The following is a 19,726-nucleotide window of genomic DNA, read 5'->3' on the forward strand; positions in this document are numbered from 1 at the left end:
GAAAAACTTCTAACTTCTAACTTTTAACTTCTAACTTTTGCTTAAATTTGCACTCTCAATTATTGAATGAAAATGATAGATAAAATAAAAGAATATATTGGTGAAGCACAGGCTTTTTCAACACAAAACAAGGAAGAATTAGAAGTATTTAGAATCAAATTCCTAGGAAGCAAAGGGATTTTAAAAGACTTTTTTGCTGAATTCAAAAATGTTCCAAACGAACAAAAAAAGGAATTTGGTCAAGTAATCAATTTGCTGAAATCTTCTGCCGAAGAAAAAGTAAAATCAATTCAAGAATCTTTAGAAAATAAAGAAGAAAGTAAAGGGGTTTACGGAGATCTTACACGTTCGTCAGAGCCTGTAATCATTGGTTCTCGTCATCCAATATCTTTGGTTAAAAACCAAATTATCGATATCTTTTCAAACGTTGGTTTCAATGTGTCCGAAGGACCAGAAATCGAAGACGATTGGCATAATTTTACTGCATTAAACTTGCCAGAATACCATCCGGCACGTGATATGCAGGACACTTTTTTTATTCAAACCAATCCAGATATTTTGTTGCGCACCCACACTTCATCAGTGCAAGTGCGTTACATGGAAAACAACAAACCACCAATTCGTACGATTTCGCCAGGAAGAGTTTTCCGTAACGAAGCGGTTTCGTCGCGTTCGCACTGTATTTTCCACCAAGTCGAAGGATTGTACATAGACAAAGATGTTTCTTTTGCCGATTTAAAACAAACTTTGTTGTATTTCACCAAAGAAATGTTCGGAAAATCGAAAATTCGCCTTCGTCCTTCTTATTTTCCGTTCACGGAACCAAGTGCCGAAATTGACATTTATTGGGGACTAAAAACAGATACCGATTATAGAATTACCAAAGGAACCGGTTGGTTAGAAATTGGTGGTTGCGGAATGGTTGATCCTAATGTACTTAAAAATTGTAATATCGATTCCGATGAATACTCTGGTTTTGCCTTCGGTATGGGAATCGAAAGAATCGCTATGTTGTTGTATCAAATTGGAGATATCCGAATGTTTTACGAAAACGACGTTCGTTTCTTGGAGCAATTTAAGGCGAGTATCTAATTAATAACCCTGTCAGGGTTCAAAACCCTGACAGGGTTTGATTTACTATGAAAAAAGACATCATCATCCCCGAAGTAGATAACGTTTTCCTAGCCGCAGTCCAGGAATGGAGCGACGATTTTATGGAAAAAGTTTGGTACGTATATTTAATAAACGACAGTGATTTTAATCTCGATAGTGTAATGTTAGTCTCCAAAGCTTTTGGAACTATTGACGGCGAAATGAAAAAAACATCGCTTTTGCGTCATGCTTTTATTGAAGTGCCAGCAGTAACTTTTGTAAAAGTAGAAATGCTAGAAAAAAGTGTTTTGATACTCAACAATGAGTTTATGGTGACTTATTTTATTGGTAATAAATTATACGACAGGAAATTCATTTTCAACGCCAATTCTATCACTCCAGATTATGTTGAGGAAGTTCCTCTTTTATTTGTTGATGGTGTTATTGTTAGGTAAAACCAAATATTCTGATATAAAAAAAGGCAGTGTTTTTCAATAGAAAATACTGCCTTTTTTTATATCAGAATGATCACTAATCACTAAATACTGATCACTATTTTTAGTCCAACTTATCCGTTAGTTTTTCAAACACTTTCTTGGCGCTTTTACCTTCGTATAAAATTTCGTAAACAGCATCCATAATTGGAGTTTTGGCACCATGAGCCAGGTTGAGGTTATAAGCGCATTTGGTCGCGTAATAACCTTCGGCAACCATACTCATTTCCATCATTGCAGATTTTACTGTGTAGCCTTTGCCAATCATATTTCCGAACATTCTGTTTCTTGAAAACACGGAATATCCCGTTACCAATAAATCGCCTAAATAAGCCGAATCATTGATGTTGCGCTTCATTTTATGGACTTTTTTGATGATTTTTTTCATTTCTCGAATGGCGTTACTCATCAATACTGATTGAAAATTATCGCCGTAACCCAATCCGTGGGCGATTCCAGCCGCTATGGCATAAATATTCTTGAGCATTGCGGCATATTCTGTACCAATAATGTCATCAGAAATTTTAGTTTTGATATAATTTCCGGATAAATTCTTGGCCACAATTTGTGCTTTTTTGGCATCGCCACAAGCAATGGTTAGATAAGACAAACGTTCCAATGCCACTTCTTCAGCATGGCAAGGTCCGGTGATTACGCCAATGTTTTCGAATGGAATACTATAAATTTTATTGAAATGTTCCCCCACAATTAAACCCGTTTCGGGAACAATACCTTTGATGGCCGAAAATATAATTTTATCTTTTAAAGGCTCTGTTAATTTTTCTAATTCTGCACTCAAAAATGCCGAAGGGATGGCAAAAATGATATAATCAGCATAAACAACAGCTTCGTTTATATCGCTTGTAAGGTGTAGTTTTTTAATATCAAATTCAACAGAACTTAAATAATTAGGATTGTGATGGTGATCTTTTATATGTTCAATTGCATTTTCATTTCTCATATACCAGAAAAATTCAGTTAGATTTTCACCTAACATTTTAGCAATAGCAGTTGCCCAACTTCCACCACCTATAACTGCAAACTTTGGATTTTCTGTCATTTTTTTATTAATTTAAGACAAAAGTACTCAAAAAATGACTAATAAAGCAATGTTTAGGTCTTTGAAATGTGCGATTTTAGAATCAAAATATACAATAAAATATATAATAAAATATATTTTATAAAAAAAAGATAAAAATTCATATATCAATACAATATAATTTTTACTTTATCGTTATAGTTAATGTTATCAATTTTTTAGAAATTAGTAATTGGTTTGAATTAGTTAGTTTTGTTTTAGTAATTTGAATGAGGCGTCCTTAATAGAGTTTAAGAACGCCTTTTTTGTTTTTTTAAATAAAAACACCATTGATTTATAGAGACTAATAACTCATTTCAACAATAGCTTTTACTTTATCTAAAGTGATATTTTGTTTTTCACCCATTGCTTTCCAACCTCTTTCTTCAAAGCGATTCACTATAAAATCAGCTGTTTTTGCATAATCTTCGGTACATTCAGACAATTTAGTTTGCATTCCCATAGTATGAAAAAATTCAACTGTTTTGTAGATAGCTTCATTGGCAATTTCATCCTCACTTCCGGTTAAATTAAAAATGCGTTTTCCATATTGTGCCAATTTTTCCTTTTTGGTTTCGAACATAACACGATATAAGTTTGGGCCAATAATAGCCAAAGATCTTGCATGGTCAATTCCGTATAAAGCGGTCAATTCGTGTCCAATCATGTGCGTTGCCCAATCAGTAGGAACTCCTTTTTGAATTAATCCGTTTAAAGCCATCGTACAACTCCACATAAAGTTAGAAGCCAAAGCATAATCAGTAGGTTTTTCGACAACTTCAGGTCCAACTTGTATTAAAGTTTGCAGAATACTTTCTGCAATTCTATCTTGAAGATATCCTTCATGCGGGTACGTTAAATACTGTTCCAAAACATGGGTATAGGCATCTACAACTCCGTTTTGTAATTGTCTTTTTGGCAAAGATTCAATTACAGTTGGATCGCAAATAGAGAATTTAGGAAACAATGCAGAACCACCAAAAGCTAATTTTTCCTGCGTAGCTTCAATAGTCACTACGGCACCGGAATTCATCTCGCTTCCAGTAGCCGGTAAAGTCAATACAGTTCCAAAAGGAACCACTTTAGACAAATCTTTAATCAACAATCTCTTTTGAAGAATGTCCATTGGATTTCCGTCAAAATGTACGGCTGCCGAAATGAATTTTACTCCGTCAATTACCGATCCTCCACCTACAGCAAGAATAAAATCGATGTTTTGTTCCTTAATAATTGCAACGGCTTTCATTAATGTTTCAATATGTGGATTTGGTTCAATTCCGCCAAATTCAACGATGTCAAAACCTTTTAGGTTGTTGATAACCTGCTCATGAATTCCATTTTTGAAAATACTTCCGCCGCCATACGCCAAAAGAATTTTTGCTCCTTGCGGTACTAACGTAGAAAGTTTCTCAATTTGTCCTTTTCCAAAAATTAAATTGGTAGGATTGTATAATTCAAAATTTAACATGTTTTATTTTTTTGAATTCAATTGGTTTAATAATTTTTCTGCAACTAATTTAGAAGAAGCTGGATTTTGACCTGTAATTAGTAAACCATCTTCAACTGCATAAGGCTGCCAGTCTGCTACTTTTGAATACGTTGCGCCATTCGCTTGCAAAGCGTCTTCTAATAAAAACGGAACTACCTTCGTTAATCCCACCGCTTCTTCCTCAGTATTTGAAAATCCAGTTACTTTTTTGCCTTTCACTAAAAATTCTCCGTTTACTTTTACGTTTTTCAACACCGCTGGCGAATGACACACAAAAGCAACAGGTTTGTTATTCGTGTAAAATGCTTCAATCAAAGCGCTTGAAGTTGTATCGGTTGCCAAATCCCATAAAGGACCGTGACCTCCCGGATAGAAAACAGCATCATAATCAGACTCTTTTACATCGGCTAATTTGTGCGTATTTTTCAGTTTTGCCAATAACTCGGTATCGGCATCAAATCTTTTGGTGTTCTCAGTTGCAGCTGATGGATCTTCACTTTTTGGATCTATTGGAGGCTGTCCTCCTAGCGGAGTAGCAACATCAATGGTAACTCCTTTGTCTAGTAATTCGTAATAAGGCGCAGCAAATTCTTCTGTCCAAAATCCTGTTTTCTCTCCTGTGTTACCTAGTTTATCGTGACTTGTAACAACAAATAATACTTTTTTCATACTTTTTTTATTTTGTGCAGTTGCTGTAATGCAACTTACGGTTAATGCTATAATAGCAAATAATGCGATTTTCTTCATTTCTAATTTTGTTTGTACAAATTTAGCGCGAATATGCTATTAGTAAAAATAATTTAAATTATGTTTGTGATAAATATATTTATATCATGGTTAGTTTGGAATGGTACAGAACGTTTAAATCCGTTTATAAAAATGGCAATTTTTCTCTCGCTGCCAAAGAATTATTTATCAGTCAACCTGCTGTAAGTCAGCAAATATCAATGTTGGAGGCGCATGTAGGTTATAAACTTTTCAATCGAAAGTCTAAAGGTGTGGAACCAACGGAATACGCTAAGTTACTCAATAATTTAATCATTGAAGCGTTAGATCGACTGGAAAATGTGGAGAATGGTTTTCGAGCCAAAGCATTTAATGCCAATCGATTAATTTCAATTGGAATCTCAAAGCATTTGATGAGCAGTTTGGGAAGTGCTTTGGTTTCAAAATTTGATTTTATCGATTTTAGTTTTCATGAAAACGATGTGCTTTTTGAATTGGTAGATTCTAAAAAACTCGATTTTGCGGTTGTCACCAAACAATATGACACGTTTGACACTATTCAGAAAAAGGTCGGAGAAATTAAACAAGTGATTGTTGGCTCAAACACTATCGATGCTTCCGAATTAAAATCCAATATCAAAATAAAGGATTTCACGGCAACTGAACATTGGTTAAACGACCAAAAATGGTTCAGCCACAATGCGCAGATTCCGCATATTAAATTGTTCTGGTTGCATGTTTTTAATAAAAAAAGACCTTCGATGATTCCTAATTACATCATTCCGTCCGAATATGAAATGCTGGAAATAATTTCGAAAAACACCGGAATCGCTGTCGTTTGGGATTGCAATGCGAAAAGTTTAATAGCAGAAAAAAAAATCCAATTGTTGTGGAACAGCAAGCAAATGCCAAGTACAGAAGTATTTTTATTATCAGGTAAAAATGAGAATCTGAGTACTGTTTTTGAGAATATTCAACTGGAATTGAAAAGAGTTTTGGGGTGATAGTAGTTTATACAAAGGCTAATTTTTCACCACATAGAACATAGAATTATTTAATAAAAGCAAGAGAAGCTCGGCTTTTATATAGTTTGCATAGCTATGTGTGAAAATTTCTAGGCTACTTTAGGAAAAGTATTTAATAAAGTTACTTCTTGTAAAAATTATTATGATCAATATATTCCCAAACTTTATTTGGTAACAACGGCTGTACATTTTTCCCTTTCTTGATATTATCCCGAATAAATGTCGATGATATTTCTACAACCGGTGCGTCAATTATATGGATTTTCGTCCCATATTTTTGGAAAATTTTTAAATCCAAATCTTCTGCATTGGTTGAAATTGCTTCGTCAGCAGAGCCTTGGGCTTCAAGCCTTGGATAAACATAAATTTCGTGATGCTCCAAAATTGCTTCGTAGTTTTTCCATTTAGGGAAAGACCTGAGATTGTCTCCTCCCATGATTAACGAGAACTTGTAATTGGGATATTTTTCTTCTAGATGAACTAAAGTATTGACAGTATAATTGGGTTGTGTTAATTTAAACTCAATATCCGAAGGTTTTATTTTTGGAAAATCCTCGGTAGCAAGATGCACCATTTGCAAACGATGGTAATCATCGAGCAACGTACTTTTTTTCTTCAAAGGATTGTGTGGGGTAACCACCATCCAGATTTGGTCTAGACCGGAGTGCTCCGCCATGTGATTGGCAATGATGAGATGCCCAACATGAATGGGATTAAACGTTCCGAAATACAGACCTATTTTCATAATATATCAATGTAGTTTGCTTAAGTTAGTTTGTCATTCCGAGGAACGAGGAATCACACTAGAAAATTCCTCCATGACAGTGTTTTTCGAGAGTAAATTTAAATAAATAAAACAAAGAAATCTAATTCTGCTGAATGGCAATGATTAAATTACCGATATGTAGTATTGAATGTGCCAAAACAGAGTCCGATTTTCATGCTTTGGTTTCTTTTATTTGTGGTTTTTTGCAAGTTTATTTTTGAGTATCATGTTTTGATACTGGTGACAAATATCTTTGCACCATTGTAACGAAGAAGGATTATGCCGTTATAAACTTGCGGCAATTTAATAAAAAAACAAAATTAGATTATGAAGAAGATTATTTTAGGATTAATGGTTATGTTAAGTGTAGTAAGTTTTGGTCAAGAAAAGGAATTTTCTTTTACTAAAGAAAAAGGTTTCACTGAATATGTTGTAATAGACAAAAACGGTCAAACAGATAAGGAGTTGTACCAAAAAGCATTAGGTTGGATTAATGAAACTTACAAAAACCCCGAAAAGGTAATATTAGCCAAAAACGAAAACTCTTACATTAGAATTGAAGGTATGGATTCTAATATTTCTTGGATGAAGGTTATGGGTATGACAACCTATTACTCAACTAAATACGAAATTGAATTTTACTTTAAAGATGGTAAAGTTAAGTTTGATATTTCAAGCGTTACCACTTATACAGAACCTAGTAAATATGTTTCTGGAGGTTGGTCAAAAATATATTATTATTCAATGCCGTTAGATGAAAAAACATCCGATTTAATCTTCAAAGAAGATGGTACATTTAGAAATAACTATCGAGATATTCAAACAAATATTGAATATTACAATGGTTTAGTTAAATCTTTAGATGCATATTTAAGTGGCGAAGTAAAATCACAAACATCAAATTGGTAACTTGATATATACCTTTAGATATGTAAATGATGCTAATGGATTTACAACGGAAATTAATGGTAAAATAATGAAACGTGACCAGTTATATTTCCAAAATAACAACTAACTTCGGAGAAAATCTCCACACGCTATGTAGAGATGGATCAGAAGCTTGAAGCAATGTTAGTCACTAAAACTTTATAAATGGCAACAAATAATATTAAAATAATTGAACTAATTGAAAAGACTTTAACTCAAAATAACATCGACTATAATTCAATTATTGATGGATTTGGACAGTTGGATGCAAGTAAAAAACGAGGAGAAGGGCATGAATTCACATTAAGTGATCATGTCAAAGCTCTTCTATTGTCTCAGTTAAGCAATCAAAGGTCGTGGGGAGGTATTGCAAAAAACCTAAAAAATCTTAAAATAATTTTTCAGGATTACAATCCCGAAAAATTAAAAGAATCAGATACAAACTATTTATTGGAAAATATCCGTGAAATAAAATGTGGTAATCGAAAAATTAAATATCAAATTCTTAATTTAAGAGAGAATATTAAACAATTCGAAAAAATTGTTACAAAGTACGGTAGTATGGACAACTTCATTAACTTGAATAGTGCTGAACAAACGGCTGAATTACTATCAAATCCTAAAAGTGAATATAAAATTAAAGAACTAGGTTTCACTTTGGCGATGGAATATTTAAGAAATGTCGGTGTAAGGTCAGTTAAACCAGACCTACATATTTTAAGAATTTGCGGAACTGATCGATTGGATTTATTCCCTTTAAAAACCAATCCTTTGCAAGCAACTCAAATTTTCAATGAATTCTGCAAGGATATTGAACAAAATACAACCTATGTTGATAATTTAGTTTGGATATTTGGCGCAAAAGACTATGCAAATATTTGCAGTAAAGTTCCAAAATGCGAGTTATGTCTTTTAAGAACGGAAGGTCTTTGTAATTTTAAAAATGATAACGGACTGCAATAGTAGGGGTGAAGAAACGTAAACTCCATAATATAAACGATAAGAGACATTTAATATCACAGCTAAAAAACTAGATGATTTGATTGGAATTATCAACGCAATATTCAAACAGATTCTCCGACAATTTAAGATGACACTCTGTAATGTGTGTGTAAATTGAAAGCCGTCAATCACTTACGGCTTTTTGCATATAAAGAAATTATTGATTCCGCTCCATTGCTTCCTTGAAATAGTTGAAAAATCTTTCACGCAAGTGCAAAGGCTCAATGATTTCAATTGAACGAGCATGAGACAATAGTTCTGTAAATAAATCGTCAGTAATTTTAATGTTGAGAGTGACCTCTACACGTCCATTCTTTTCTTTTATTTCTTGTTCGGGAAGGATTGGGTACGATTTGATGTAATTAGCTTCTTCCTTGCTGTAAGACAGAATTACCTTTTCGGCAGGGCTTTCAGAGGTGTACATAGCAAAACAATCTTTGTACTTTTTTATCAACTCTAACTTGTTTAGTTTCCTTTCGAATTTGTTTCCGGTTTCTTCTAATAATGTTATCCTATCAAGTCCATAAGACCGGAACGTTCCATCTTCTTTAGTTCCTAAAACATACCAACGTCCACGACTTTCTTTTAGAGCAAGAGGCTGTAAAAAGCATTTTTTTAATTCTCCCGATTCATTATTAACATAATTGTGATGTAAAAATGTAACTTCTTTTTGGTCTTCTATACACTTTTTAAGTATGAAAAAATGTTCTGAACCTGTGGCTTTTCTCTTCTCGGGAATGATAAATTCATTAACCCCATCAGTACTGTGAACAAAAGCAAGTAATTCAAAAGTTTCAAGGATTAAAAGAGCTTCTCCCTCGATTTCTCCGTCAATTTTATATCCTTTTGCTTTAGGATCGTAACTTAAATTGGGAGTAAAAAACTGTTTTATAGCTTCAATATCACGCTTAAAAGTTGCTGGTTTTATATTGAATTGTTTTTGTAATTCAGTCACTGAAGGGTATTCTACTCTTTGAATTTCTCTCAAAATGGATACCTGCCGCTTTAACTGCTCAAAATTTGACATAGATTTTTTTCCTTTTTTCGATCTAATCTTTCACAAAATTCTTTACCAATTGATACGCTTCTTCCAAAGCAATATCTAAATCGTAGTTTTTTATAATCACATCAAATTGTGGTGCTGTTGCCAACTCAACAGAAGCTTTTGCAATACGCATGTTGATTTTGTCATCACTTTCGGTAGAGCGTTCCTTTAATCTTCTTTTGAGTTCGTCTACGCTTGGTGGCTTCACGAAAACGGCTAAAGTTTCTTCAGGGAATTTATGTTTAATTCGCAATCCGCCAGCAACATCAATATCAAAAATCACGTTTTTTCCTTTGGCCCAAATGCGTTCCACTTCGCTTTTTAGAGTTCCGTAGAAATTATCGCGGTACACTTCTTCCCATTCCAGAAAGTCTTCGTTTTTGATGTGTTTTTTAAAGTCTTCGGTAGACATGAAATAATAATCTTTTCCGTTTACTTCTTCACCTCTTGGCTCACGAGAAGCTGCCGAAATTGAAAATTCAAGATTCAAATCTTCTTTTCCTAATAAATGTCTAACGATGGTAGTTTTTCCCGATCCCGAAGGTGCCGAAAACACTATTAATTTTCCTTCTGTGTTCATGTTGTTATTTAATTCTAGTCGCAATAAATACTTCTGTCTTTATGCATAAAGACGCGATAAATCGCGTCTCTACCTAATATGTTTTACAATACGTTTAAAACCTGTTCCTTAATTTTTTCCAATTCGTCTTTCATCTGAACGACTAATTTTTGCATTTGTGCGTGATTGGATTTAGAACCCATCGTGTTGATTTCACGTCCCATTTCTTGGGTGATGAAACCTAGTTTTCTACCGTTGGCTTCGGTTCCGTTGATGGTTTCCAGGAAATAATCCAGATGATTGGTCAAGCGTACTTTTTCTTCAGTGATGTCCAGTTTTTCTAAGTAATAAATCAATTCCTGCTCAAAACGGTTTTCGTCCACATTTACTTTTAACTCCGCAATTGCGGTTTGCAAACGGTCTTTTATCGCCTGAACACGTTCTGGATCGAGTGCCAAGGCATCGTTCATATATTGACGAATGTTGCCAATGCGCAACTGGAATTCTTTTTCCAAAGAAGCGCCTTCGTCCTTGCGGAAATTCAATATATTTTGCAAAGCTTCTTCGATAACGGTTTGAATTTGAACCCAATCATTTTCGTCGATTTCTTCCCGTTCGGTTTTCATTGTATCGGGCATTCTGACAGCCATTTTCATCAATTCGGTTTCATCGGCATCAGCATAAACAGCTCTTAATTGTTCGATGTAGGCTTTCACGATGGGCACGTTCACTTTCGTGGAAGTTTGTTCGGCGGTGCTTTCGATAAAAATGGAGAAATCCACTTTTCCCCTTTCGAGTTTTAAGGCGATTTGGTTGCGCAAACCCAATTCCATTTCACGATAAGTCGAAGGCATTCGCACACCTAAATCCAGTCCTTTACTGTTCAGGGATTTTACTTCTACGGTTATTTTTTTGGTTGGCATTTGCAAGCTTGCTTTGCCAAATCCGGTCATCGATTGTATCATATAATTTTCTAAAAGAGTTCAAAGATAAGAAAAAGATTTCAGTGGTCAGTTTCAGTTTTTAGTTTGGTAGCAAAGCCTAAATTTGAGTAAGCTAAGCTTTCTTTTGCGTTACTAAATACACCCCCACAAATATCAAAATAGCCGAAACTATTTTTACCCAACTCAATTCGTCTTTCCCTAAACTAATCGCAAAAATGGTGGCAAACAAAGGTTGCAAATAGATGAAAACGGCAACCGTTGTTGGTTTCAATTCTCTCATCGAAAGCAAATTGAGCAAGTAAGTCAAGAAAGTCGAAAACAGCACCACAAACCCTATTTTCCAGTAAATATCCGTTGGAACCAATGTCCAAACAACTGCATCAAATTGGCTCCAGCCAAAAGGCAAAACCATTAAAAAGCCGAACAAATAAATCCATTTGACAAAGGTAAAAGCATTGTATTTGTCCATCAATTTCTTGACAATGATTAGGTAAAAACCGTAGGAAACCGCATTGACAAAAACCAGAAAATTTCCCAAACTTGCGTTCGTGGCACTTCCTACGGATTTTCCGTAAAGGATAAGAAAAGCAGTGCCAATCAAGCCCAAAATAATCCCAAAAACCTTGCGTTTCTGCATCCTTTCTTTTATGATTATTGCCGAAAGAACCAACACAATTATGGGGGTTGTCACCATGATCACCGATGCCGAAATGGGCGAGGTAAGACTTAATCCTTTGAAAAAAGTGAGCATATTTAACGCTACGCCAAAAAAGGCTGCAGCAATAATTCGGGGAAAATCTTCCCTTTTTATTTTTTCGTTTCGAACAGCATTTGGCAGTCTCGTAAAAACCCAAACCAACCAAAACAAAATCATCGATCCGCCGGCGCGCAACAAGATAAAACCATAGGCGTCAATATATTTTGGCATCACGTCTTTGGCAATCGTAAAAGTGACTCCGTAAATCAGGGAAACTATTGTGGCACCAATGAGTGCGAAATTTCTTTTTGACATTATGCTAGTGCTTTCATAACCTGAAGCATATTTTGCTGGCTGTTGCCAATGTAAATTTTGCCGTCAATAATAAAAACGGGTCGACTCAAAAACGTGTAATGTTCCAGAATATAGTTCTTGAAATCTTCTTCGGTCAAGGATTTATTTTTTAAATCCATCGATTTGTAGAGTTGGGCTTTTTTGCTGAAAAGTGCTTCGTAACTTCCCGAAAGTTCCCGCATTTCCTCTAATTCTTCAACCGTGATCGGATCTTGTTTGATGTCGTGAAAAGCCAAATTATGGTTCTTTGGCAATGATTTTATGATTTTCCGGCAGGTGTCGCAGGAAGCGAGATAGTATATTTTGTTCATAAACTGCAATTTCTTTGTGCAAAGAAAATTAATTTAGTGGGGAAAATGATTATTTTTATCAAAAATTTAAAAAATGCAACGAACATTCGAAATTACCAGAACGAGCAGAAAAATGCTGTCACAATTTTTAGAAAAACATACTTTAGAAGAACTCAATGCCATTCCGGAAGGCTTTAGCAATAATTTAATTTGGAATATTGCCCACATTATTGTCGTTCAGCAAATGCTGGTTTACAAATTATCGGACTTGCCAATGAAGATTTCGGACGAAATGGTCGAAAAATACAAAAAAGGAACCAAGCCGGAACATAAAGCAACACAGGCCGAAGTGGATGAAATCAAGGCTTTGCTTACTGAAACCATTGATCAAACTGAAACCGATTTCAATAACAGAGTTTTCAAAAGTTACCAGGAATATCCAACCTCAACAGGTTTTACCTTAAAAAATGCCGAAGATGCGATGGCGTTCAATTACTTTCACGAAGGTTTGCATATTGGAGTTATGATGGGTATTAGGAAGTTTTTATAAAGGCGAATTGTTTCCAAATAAAACAACTTTTTTCTTGCAGCTTCCATAAATTTACAACGATAACAAACCTCAAAGGTTTTGAAAACCTTTGAGGTTTACAAATCTTTGTGCCTTCGTGGCACAAACTAAATTATTTTTACAAAAAAAATTCCAAATGAAATTCAATACTAAAGCCATACACGGAGGGCATTGGGCGAAAAACTGTTGGTATTGAAGACGCGGAAGATTTAATCGAAGATTTAAAACAAGCATTGTAATAAAAAACAAAAAGCCCGATTTGAGAAAATCGGGCTTTTTGTTTATAATTGTTTTTCACTATTGCAAGTAATAAATGTAACCCACATTGAACCAAACCAACCAGTCATTGGCTTTATTTTCCTTAAAAAGGGCTTTATTTTGGTTAATTCCATCAACCCAGTCCGAAAAATAATATTGGAATCTTAAATCTACCATCAAGTCAGATAAGGGAGCAAGTTTATATCGAGTTCCCACACTTGAAACTATAGACCAAACTGAACCTCCTTCGGTAGAAAACCCATAAGGACGTCCCTCCGATGGAACTAAATATTTGGGAAATGTTGTTAAAGGCGTTCCCAAAGGGCCCATTGTTGAAGAGGCTTTTGCATTATAAAAGCAAAATTGCCCTCCAAGACTTATAAACGGTCCCCAACTTTCAATTCTTGATGTAAAGTCACGAATGCTCCAAGGGAAATATTCCAGTTGCATTCCTATATTGGTCACGGCCGTGCTTCCTCTCATTGCCCGCAATTGATCTGCACCAAGACCCGTTCTATTCGGAGAAACCCATTCCCCAAAATTTTTAAGTTCCGTTTTATTATAAGACAATTCACTTCTTAATTTAAAGTGATCGTTAAAATAAGTATCAGGAGTATAGCAGTTACAATCTGCTTTGTATGAAAAATTCAAATAGTGGATAATACCAATTCCGTATCCGGTATTACCGGCATTTGTAGACAAATCGTATCTCACCCCATAATCCGATTGAAAAGCTACCGGACCCGCAATAACACCAATTTCATGGGAAAATCCAAATTGGGCATTAGCCACGTTTGAAAATCCAAAAAGAAGGAGACAGAAAAATAGGATAGATTTTGGAATCATCTGTAATAAATTACTTTTTTACAAATATATAAAAACATCAATCATTACGAATATTATATAAACAAAAGATAAGGTTTGTTGTGTTTTTCAAACGAAAATATTGATTTTAAATAAACTCTTTTCATCATTAAAAAATGACTAAATCCAGGTGAAGAATACTTGAAATTAATTAGAAATATTCTTATAAGTAGTAAAAACGATATAATGTCGTGTTTTACATTTAAACAAATTGCCTTAATTAATTGAAAAACAAATAATTAAATAGTTTTAATAATACGACAACAAATCGTTCCAATTACTTATATTGTATAGGTGGGTTCTAAATATTGATTTTTTTTGATTTTTCTATAAAACAATCCCTCATAAGTTTTGTAAAAGGTTAAATATTTTAAAAAAGCACGATGTTGTTTTGAATATTATTTCATAAAACTAACTTGCATATCTTAGGATATTAACTTAATGTTATTTCAGGACAGGACATAATATAAAAACAAAAAACAGTAGTAAACATTTGCTTACTACTGTCTAAAAATTGTACTTTTATTTTTTATTAATCCTGTATCGGTTTTTTAGGACTAGACATTTAAAAGAACTATATTACTCCTTGATCTAACATTGCGTCTGCAACTTTTATAAATCCAGCAATATTAGCTCCTTTCACATAGTTAATATAACCATCGTTTTCTGTACCATACTTAATACAAGCAGTATGAATTGAAGTCATAATTTGAACCAATTTAGCATCAACCTCATCTTTTGTCCAATTAAGTTTCATTGCATTTTGAGACATTTCTAAACCAGAAACTGCAACACCACCAGCATTTACTGCTTTTCCTGGTGCATACATAACTTTTGCTTTTTGTAATGCATGAATAGCTTCCGGAGTACATCCCATATTAGAAAGTTCCGCAACATATTTTACACCGTTTGCAATTAATTTAACTGCATCATCACCATTTAACTCATTTTGAGTTGCACAAGGCATTGCTATATCACATTTAACTCCCCAAGGTTTTTCACCTGGATAAAATTTTGCTTCTGGAAATTCTTCTGCGTATGGAGAAACGATATCGTTGTTAGAAGCTCTTAACATTAATAGGTAGTCAATTTTTTCAGCATCTAAACCTTTTTCATCATAAATATAACCATCAGGTCCAGAAATGGTAACAACTTTTACGCCAAATTCAGTTAATTTTAGGGCTGCTCCCCAAGTAACATTTCCAAAACCTGAAAGTGTAGCTATTTTACCTTTAAAAGTATCGTTTTTGGTATCTAGCATTTCTTTTGTAAAGTAAACGCCTCCAAAACCTGTTGCTTCTGGTCTAATTAAACTTCCTCCCCAATTTAAACCTTTTCCAGTAAAAACTCCAGAATTTTCGGATTGTAATTTTTTGTACATTCCGTACATAAAACCAATTTCTCTACCTCCTGTACCAATATCACCTGCTGGAACGTCTGTACTTGGACCTATAAATCTCCATAATTCTAACATATAAGCTTGGCAAAAACGCATAATTTCGTTATCCGATTTTCCTTTTGGATTAAAATCTGAACCTCCTTTTGCGCCACCCATTGGTAACGTAGTCAATGCATTTTTAAAGATTTGTTCGAAACCTAAAAATTTAAGAATACTTAAATTAACACTTGGGTGTAAACGAATTCCTCCTTTGTATGGACCAATTGCATTATTAAATTGAACTCTATAGGCTAGATTAGTTTGTACATTCCCGCTATCATCTACCCAAGAAATTCTAAAGGTTAAAATACGATCTGGCTCTACAATTCTTTCAACAATTTTAGCTGCTTCGTATTGTGGGTTTTCATTATACATGGTTTCAATAGACTCTAACACTTCTTGTACCGCCTGCAAGTATTCTTGCTCTCCTGGATGTTTAGCCTCTAAACTGTTTAGAATATCTTTTACAATCATAATTTATAGGTATTAAATGCTTGTTTTTATTTTATTAGATAACAAATTTCAGATATTTTTTTTAATTATCCTTAAAAAAAGCTGTGTTTTTTATTATTATCAATATTATTTAGTTGAATTTTGTTACTTAATTGCTAATTACATAAAACCTCCTGGAGGTTGATCTTCTAAACTTTGATTTTCATCTATTTGAATATCCTTCAAAACATATTCTTCTTTAAAAATTACTGCCTTGTTTTTTTTGCCTTCAATAATAATAGTTAATGGTTTTTTAAAATGAATATGTCTAAGATATTCATTTTCACAAATTGCTTCTTTCTTATTTAAATATTCTAAATCAAAATAACCCTCGTTTATAAATGGGTTAATTGTTAAATAACCTACCTTAAATGATGTTAGGTTTTGAAAAAAATGTGTTCCTTGACTTGGGTCTATTCTATAGTTGCTTAAGCCCGATTCAACAATTATTTTAGCAGCAGAAATTTGAGACCAAATTACTGGAATCCCTAACCAAGGGTCACTGCTCCCCCAGCGTCCAGGTCCAACCAATATGTAATTTTTATTTTCTGCAATAAACTTTTTGTTCATTTCTTCTACAAATTTTGCAATTTCTCTAGTATTTGCAGGATTAAAAGTTTCTGGCTTTACATAAACAAAATCTTGAATATCATCATATTTACCATTCCCAAGAGCAGATTCCGAATAAATTATGGTGTCTTTATTTTCAAAATTTTCTGGCAATTTACTTAAACTATCATTTGTTTCTACAATTGGTCTAATTTGTAAAAAACTAAATTCTTTTGGTTGCCCTTCAGGAACATCTAATTTAACAGCAAATTCAATCTCTATTGGATTACGCATTTCTCGTTGTCCAATTCGCAATAAATCTTGTAAAATTTCAGCTAAAGGAAAGGTGCCGTACTTTAACACTTGGTCAAAAGTTATTACACGTATTCCGTCATGTAAAATACCTGGTTTTATAATATTATTTTGCAAATCATAGGTTGATGCAACAAATTTTAAAGACCCATGTTTTTCTGCATTTCTAATAGTTATTTTCTTCTTATTTATGGATTCGCTGGTTGAAACAACATAGCTGTCTGGATTCATATCTAAACCATAAAAAAACTGTTGCGTGTCTCTTTGTGCAGATCCCGGAGAAGAAAGTTGTAATACTTTTTTAGGATGAAATGGAGAAAATCGTAACGTTTTACCGCCTCCAACAACTATTTCGCCTAATCCCAAAGCAATATGTGCTATTCCTTCGTTTGGTTTTTCATTTCCAATAGGATAAAAATTAATGGATCGGGCTACACCAGATATATTTGGATAATAGACATCATCATATTGTTTGCCTATAACTTCTTGTAAAATAACTGCCATTTTATCCTCTTCAATAGTATGAGAAATGGATTTTAAATAGGCTTTACTGGCTTGAAAAAAAGCCGATGCCATTACAGATTTTATAGCATCTGAAGCCATTTGAACCATTTTTAACGGTTCTGATTTTGATATCATATAAGTTGCAAAAACCCCTGCAAATGGTTGATAATGTGAATCTTCCAAAACACTTGAAGAACGAATAGCAATTGGTGAATTAGTTGTTTTTAAAAAGGCTAGAATATCGTCTAACACCCATTTTGGTAAGGGTTTTGATATAAATTCTTTTAAAATTTCTTCGTCATTATTACAGTTGGCAACAAAATTTATTAAATTATGCTCTTCCATAAATTGATCAAAAACCTCTGTACTTAAAACAACTGTACGAGGGATTGATATGGATACATCTTTGTATTTATTAAATAGTTTGTTGCGCTTTAAGAAAGAATCTATAAATGCTAAACCTCTTCCTTTTCCTCCTAATGAACCTTCTCCAATTCTGGCAAAACCTAAATACTCATCGTATTTATATTTATTAAATTTTACAATAACTCCACGAGATCTATAAACACGATAGGCTTTTATAGATTTAATTAAAAATTCTCGTACATCTTCTACATCTTCAAAATCATCGTATTCAATTTTGCTAAATAAATCTGCCAGAGGAAAAAGTGCTCTAGATCTAAGCCATTTAGAAAACTCACTACGTGTTGCATGGTAAATAATTGACTCCGAAGAAACTGTACTTAAAACTTTTTGAAAATTATTTAAATCTTTTACTGTTGCTTCAATTTTCATAGTCACAGGATTCCAAAATTCAAAATCCCCGAAGGAAAAATACTTTGTGATGTATTTCTTAATTTCATCACCTAATGTCTCAGAATGTTTGTATAAAAATTTACCTTTAAGTTCTAATGCCCTTTTTTCATTTTTACTGTCTGAAGATTGAATTAATACGGGAAAGTATCGCTTATATTTCCGCGCATACTTTAAAAATTCAAATCCAGCTTCAGGATCTCGTTTTCCACCTTTAAAATAACTTACATCTGATATTACACCTAAAAGATTGTGTTTGTATTTTTCGAATAAATTTACGCCCTCTTCAAAGGAAGTGGCTAATAATATTTTTGGCCTACCCCGCATAAGCATCATTGCTCTATGTTCATTTAATCCTTCAGACATAAAAGACCGTGTTTGCTTTAAAAGAACCTTATAAATTAACGGTAAATATCTAGAGTAAAATCGAAATGAATCTTCAACCAATAGAATAGCTTTTACACCAATTTCATTGATGTCTTTTTCGGCATTCATTCTATCTTCGGTAAGTTTAATTATGGCTAAAAAAATATCTACGTTACCATTCCAATGAAAAACAAAATCAATTATACCTGCATTTGCCTTATTTACTTTTTCTCTTAATTGAGAAGAGTAATGACTTAATGCGACAATAGGAACATTTGGAAATGCTTCTTTTATTTGTTCCGATGTTTCAAAGACCTTGTAATCGCCAAAATCTAACCAAGTTATTACTAGGTCTATTTTATTGGTATTAAGTGCTATTATAGCTCTTCTTGCTGAATTGGCGTGAATAAAATTTGGCGGATATCTTAAATTTAAAGCTATATACTCATTAAAAATACGTTCGTCTATTCTTCCATCTTCTTCTAACATATAATAATCGTAGTTAGAACAAACTATCAATACTTTATTAATTCTATTATACATTAATTGTTCAAAGGCCACTTCTTCAAACACATAGGATTTTAAATCTGGTAAATTAGCGTTCATCCTTTAATTTTTTATTACAAGTGCAAGTTATCAATTTTAGCATTAATGTTTAGCATTTTAAGTTAGTTTAAACAAAAAAACTGTTACTTTAAAAACAGCTTTTTCCTTTTTATTCAAAATTTTATTATAGATGGGTTCGTGAATTTAAAAATAGCGACAAAGAAATAGAAAGGCAAATAATATATTATATCTCTAGCACAGAGGGGAACTCCTCTTTTTTCAACAAGTTATAAGGTCTCATTGGAGTATAGAAAACAAATTACATTGGACTCTTGATGTTGCATTTGGCGAGAATATGAGTAGAAAGAGAAATGAAAATGCAGATCAAAACTTTTCCTTAATAACAAAAATTGGAATAAATATTTTAAAAAATGATAAATCTTCAAAATTAGGAATTAAAGGAAAACGACTAAAAATAGGCTGGAGTAATAGCTATCTAGAAAAATTAGTAGGAATTAGTTAAAAAAC

At 33.3% G+C, this 19,726-nt stretch carries 19 protein-coding genes; 7 read left to right on the plus strand and 12 right to left on the minus strand.

What is annotated here, in order from left to right:
* The first annotated feature begins 72 nt into the window (after positions 1-72).
* Positions 73-1,092: a phenylalanine--tRNA ligase subunit alpha gene (gene pheS, locus B2145_RS03635; RefSeq protein WP_291098353.1), complete on the plus strand. Its 1,020-nt coding sequence runs from the start codon at positions 73-75 to the stop codon at positions 1,090-1,092.
* Between the two features lie 47 nt (positions 1,093-1,139).
* Positions 1,140-1,547 carry a hypothetical protein gene (locus B2145_RS03640; RefSeq protein ID WP_291098355.1) on the plus strand — a complete coding sequence of 136 codons (408 nt, stop codon included), beginning with the start codon at positions 1,140-1,142 and terminating at the stop codon, positions 1,545-1,547.
* Between the two features lie 103 nt (positions 1,548-1,650).
* On the opposite strand, the gene B2145_RS03645 is transcribed toward B2145_RS03640, so the two are convergent.
* From B2145_RS03645 to B2145_RS03655, 3 genes are all read right to left on the minus strand, one after another.
* Complete coding sequence (locus tag B2145_RS03645; RefSeq protein WP_291098357.1) at positions 1,651-2,646, minus strand: NAD(P)H-dependent glycerol-3-phosphate dehydrogenase; 996 nt, start codon at positions 2,644-2,646, stop codon at positions 1,651-1,653.
* A gap of 322 nt (positions 2,647-2,968) precedes the next feature.
* Positions 2,969-4,132 carry an iron-containing alcohol dehydrogenase gene (locus B2145_RS03650; RefSeq protein ID WP_291098360.1) on the minus strand — a complete coding sequence of 388 codons (1,164 nt, stop codon included), beginning with the start codon at positions 4,130-4,132 and terminating at the stop codon, positions 2,969-2,971.
* A gap of 3 nt (positions 4,133-4,135) precedes the next feature.
* Positions 4,136-4,900 carry a type 1 glutamine amidotransferase domain-containing protein gene (locus tag B2145_RS03655; protein WP_291098363.1) on the minus strand — a complete coding sequence of 255 codons (765 nt, stop codon included), beginning with the start codon at positions 4,898-4,900 and terminating at the stop codon, positions 4,136-4,138.
* A gap of 86 nt (positions 4,901-4,986) precedes the next feature.
* Between B2145_RS03655 and B2145_RS03660 the strand changes: the two genes are divergently transcribed.
* The gene (locus B2145_RS03660) at positions 4,987-5,883 is read left to right on the plus strand and encodes a LysR family transcriptional regulator (RefSeq protein ID WP_291098365.1); all 897 of its coding nucleotides are present in this window, start codon (positions 4,987-4,989) and stop codon (positions 5,881-5,883) included.
* Positions 5,884-6,025: 142 nt separating this feature from the next.
* On the opposite strand, the gene nadD is transcribed toward B2145_RS03660, so the two are convergent.
* Positions 6,026-6,649 (minus strand): nicotinate (nicotinamide) nucleotide adenylyltransferase, encoded by a 624-nt coding sequence (gene nadD, locus B2145_RS03665; RefSeq protein ID WP_291098368.1) that lies wholly within the window; start codon positions 6,647-6,649, stop codon positions 6,026-6,028.
* 348 nt (positions 6,650-6,997) lie between these two features.
* On the opposite strand from nadD, the gene B2145_RS03670 reads away from it, so the two are divergent.
* Both B2145_RS03670 and B2145_RS03675 read left to right on the plus strand, forming a co-directional pair.
* Positions 6,998-7,579 (plus strand): DUF4468 domain-containing protein, encoded by a 582-nt coding sequence (locus B2145_RS03670; RefSeq protein WP_291098371.1) that lies wholly within the window; start codon positions 6,998-7,000, stop codon positions 7,577-7,579.
* Positions 7,580-7,762: 183 nt separating this feature from the next.
* Positions 7,763-8,560 carry a hypothetical protein gene (locus B2145_RS03675; protein WP_291098374.1) on the plus strand — a complete coding sequence of 266 codons (798 nt, stop codon included), beginning with the start codon at positions 7,763-7,765 and terminating at the stop codon, positions 8,558-8,560.
* Positions 8,561-8,756: 196 nt separating this feature from the next.
* Here the strand turns inward: B2145_RS03675 and B2145_RS03680 are convergent, their stop codons facing one another.
* The 5 genes from B2145_RS03680 to B2145_RS03700 all read right to left on the minus strand — a co-directional run bounded on the left by B2145_RS03680 (position 8,757) and on the right by B2145_RS03700 (position 12,509).
* Positions 8,757-9,626 carry a helix-turn-helix transcriptional regulator gene (locus B2145_RS03680; protein ID WP_291098377.1) on the minus strand — a complete coding sequence of 290 codons (870 nt, stop codon included), beginning with the start codon at positions 9,624-9,626 and terminating at the stop codon, positions 8,757-8,759.
* Between the two features lie 22 nt (positions 9,627-9,648).
* Positions 9,649-10,224 (minus strand): guanylate kinase, encoded by a 576-nt coding sequence (gmk, locus tag B2145_RS03685; RefSeq protein ID WP_291098380.1) that lies wholly within the window; start codon positions 10,222-10,224, stop codon positions 9,649-9,651.
* Between the two features lie 83 nt (positions 10,225-10,307).
* Positions 10,308-11,168, minus strand: a complete 861-nt coding sequence (locus B2145_RS03690) for a YicC/YloC family endoribonuclease (RefSeq protein WP_291098383.1) — start codon at positions 11,166-11,168, stop codon at positions 10,308-10,310.
* A 91-nt stretch (positions 11,169-11,259) separates the two neighbouring features.
* Positions 11,260-12,159: a DMT family transporter gene (locus tag B2145_RS03695; protein ID WP_291098386.1), complete on the minus strand. Its 900-nt coding sequence runs from the start codon at positions 12,157-12,159 to the stop codon at positions 11,260-11,262.
* The gene (locus tag B2145_RS03700) at positions 12,159-12,509 is read right to left on the minus strand and encodes an arsenate reductase family protein (RefSeq protein WP_291098389.1); all 351 of its coding nucleotides are present in this window, start codon (positions 12,507-12,509) and stop codon (positions 12,159-12,161) included. Before B2145_RS03700 ends, B2145_RS03695 begins: the two co-directional genes overlap by 1 nt.
* Before the next feature lie 73 nt (positions 12,510-12,582).
* Between B2145_RS03700 and B2145_RS03705 the strand changes: the two genes are divergently transcribed.
* Positions 12,583-13,038, plus strand: a complete 456-nt coding sequence (locus B2145_RS03705) for a DinB family protein (protein ID WP_291098391.1) — start codon at positions 12,583-12,585, stop codon at positions 13,036-13,038.
* A gap of 315 nt (positions 13,039-13,353) precedes the next feature.
* On the opposite strand, the gene B2145_RS03710 is transcribed toward B2145_RS03705, so the two are convergent.
* From B2145_RS03710 to B2145_RS03720, 3 genes are all read right to left on the minus strand, one after another.
* On the minus strand, positions 13,354-14,160 hold the full coding sequence (locus tag B2145_RS03710; protein ID WP_291098393.1) for a THC0290_0291 family protein: 807 nt from the start codon (positions 14,158-14,160) through the stop codon (positions 13,354-13,356).
* 592 nt (positions 14,161-14,752) lie between these two features.
* Entirely contained in the window at positions 14,753-16,090 is a 1,338-nt protein-coding gene (gene gdhA / locus B2145_RS03715; RefSeq protein ID WP_291098395.1) for an NADP-specific glutamate dehydrogenase, read from the minus strand.
* Positions 16,091-16,228: 138 nt separating this feature from the next.
* Positions 16,229-19,258 (minus strand): PEP/pyruvate-binding domain-containing protein, encoded by a 3,030-nt coding sequence (locus B2145_RS03720; protein WP_291098398.1) that lies wholly within the window; start codon positions 19,256-19,258, stop codon positions 16,229-16,231.
* 295 nt (positions 19,259-19,553) lie between these two features.
* On the opposite strand from B2145_RS03720, the gene B2145_RS03725 reads away from it, so the two are divergent.
* Positions 19,554-19,721, plus strand: coding sequence for a hypothetical protein (locus tag B2145_RS03725; protein ID WP_291098401.1), 168 nt, complete (start codon positions 19,554-19,556; stop codon positions 19,719-19,721).
* Positions 19,722-19,726 lie beyond the last annotated feature (5 nt).

Origin of the sequence: Flavobacterium sp. UBA5153 (genome assembly GCA_002413745.1) — a bacterium.
Lineage (GTDB): Bacteria > Bacteroidota > Bacteroidia > Flavobacteriales > Flavobacteriaceae > Flavobacterium.

What these genes read in the sequence shown, in the direction of transcription:
- pheS (WP_291098353.1), top strand. Translation starts at nt 73, where the DNA reads ATGATAGATAAAATAAAAGAATATATTGGTGAAGCACAGGCTTTTTCA.
- B2145_RS03640 (WP_291098355.1), top strand. Translation starts at nt 1,140, where the DNA reads ATGAAAAAAGACATCATCATCCCCGAAGTAGATAACGTTTTCCTAGCC.
- B2145_RS03645 (WP_291098357.1), bottom strand. Translation starts at nt 2,646, where the DNA reads ATGACAGAAAATCCAAAGTTTGCAGTTATAGGTGGTGGAAGTTGGGCA.
- B2145_RS03650 (WP_291098360.1), bottom strand. Translation starts at nt 4,132, where the DNA reads ATGTTAAATTTTGAATTATACAATCCTACCAATTTAATTTTTGGAAAA.
- B2145_RS03655 (WP_291098363.1), bottom strand. Translation starts at nt 4,900, where the DNA reads ATGAAGAAAATCGCATTATTTGCTATTATAGCATTAACCGTAAGTTGC.
- B2145_RS03660 (WP_291098365.1), top strand. Translation starts at nt 4,987, where the DNA reads ATGGTTAGTTTGGAATGGTACAGAACGTTTAAATCCGTTTATAAAAAT.
- nadD (WP_291098368.1), bottom strand. Translation starts at nt 6,649, where the DNA reads ATGAAAATAGGTCTGTATTTCGGAACGTTTAATCCCATTCATGTTGGG.
- B2145_RS03670 (WP_291098371.1), top strand. Translation starts at nt 6,998, where the DNA reads ATGAAGAAGATTATTTTAGGATTAATGGTTATGTTAAGTGTAGTAAGT.
- B2145_RS03675 (WP_291098374.1), top strand. Translation starts at nt 7,763, where the DNA reads ATGGCAACAAATAATATTAAAATAATTGAACTAATTGAAAAGACTTTA.
- B2145_RS03680 (WP_291098377.1), bottom strand. Translation starts at nt 9,626, where the DNA reads ATGTCAAATTTTGAGCAGTTAAAGCGGCAGGTATCCATTTTGAGAGAA.
- gmk (WP_291098380.1), bottom strand. Translation starts at nt 10,224, where the DNA reads ATGAACACAGAAGGAAAATTAATAGTGTTTTCGGCACCTTCGGGATCG.
- B2145_RS03690 (WP_291098383.1), bottom strand. Translation starts at nt 11,168, where the DNA reads ATGATACAATCGATGACCGGATTTGGCAAAGCAAGCTTGCAAATGCCA.
- B2145_RS03695 (WP_291098386.1), bottom strand. Translation starts at nt 12,159, where the DNA reads ATGTCAAAAAGAAATTTCGCACTCATTGGTGCCACAATAGTTTCCCTG.
- B2145_RS03700 (WP_291098389.1), bottom strand. Translation starts at nt 12,509, where the DNA reads ATGAACAAAATATACTATCTCGCTTCCTGCGACACCTGCCGGAAAATC.
- B2145_RS03705 (WP_291098391.1), top strand. Translation starts at nt 12,583, where the DNA reads ATGCAACGAACATTCGAAATTACCAGAACGAGCAGAAAAATGCTGTCA.
- B2145_RS03710 (WP_291098393.1), bottom strand. Translation starts at nt 14,160, where the DNA reads ATGATTCCAAAATCTATCCTATTTTTCTGTCTCCTTCTTTTTGGATTT.
- gdhA (WP_291098395.1), bottom strand. Translation starts at nt 16,090, where the DNA reads ATGATTGTAAAAGATATTCTAAACAGTTTAGAGGCTAAACATCCAGGA.
- B2145_RS03720 (WP_291098398.1), bottom strand. Translation starts at nt 19,258, where the DNA reads ATGAACGCTAATTTACCAGATTTAAAATCCTATGTGTTTGAAGAAGTG.
- B2145_RS03725 (WP_291098401.1), top strand. Translation starts at nt 19,554, where the DNA reads ATGAGTAGAAAGAGAAATGAAAATGCAGATCAAAACTTTTCCTTAATA.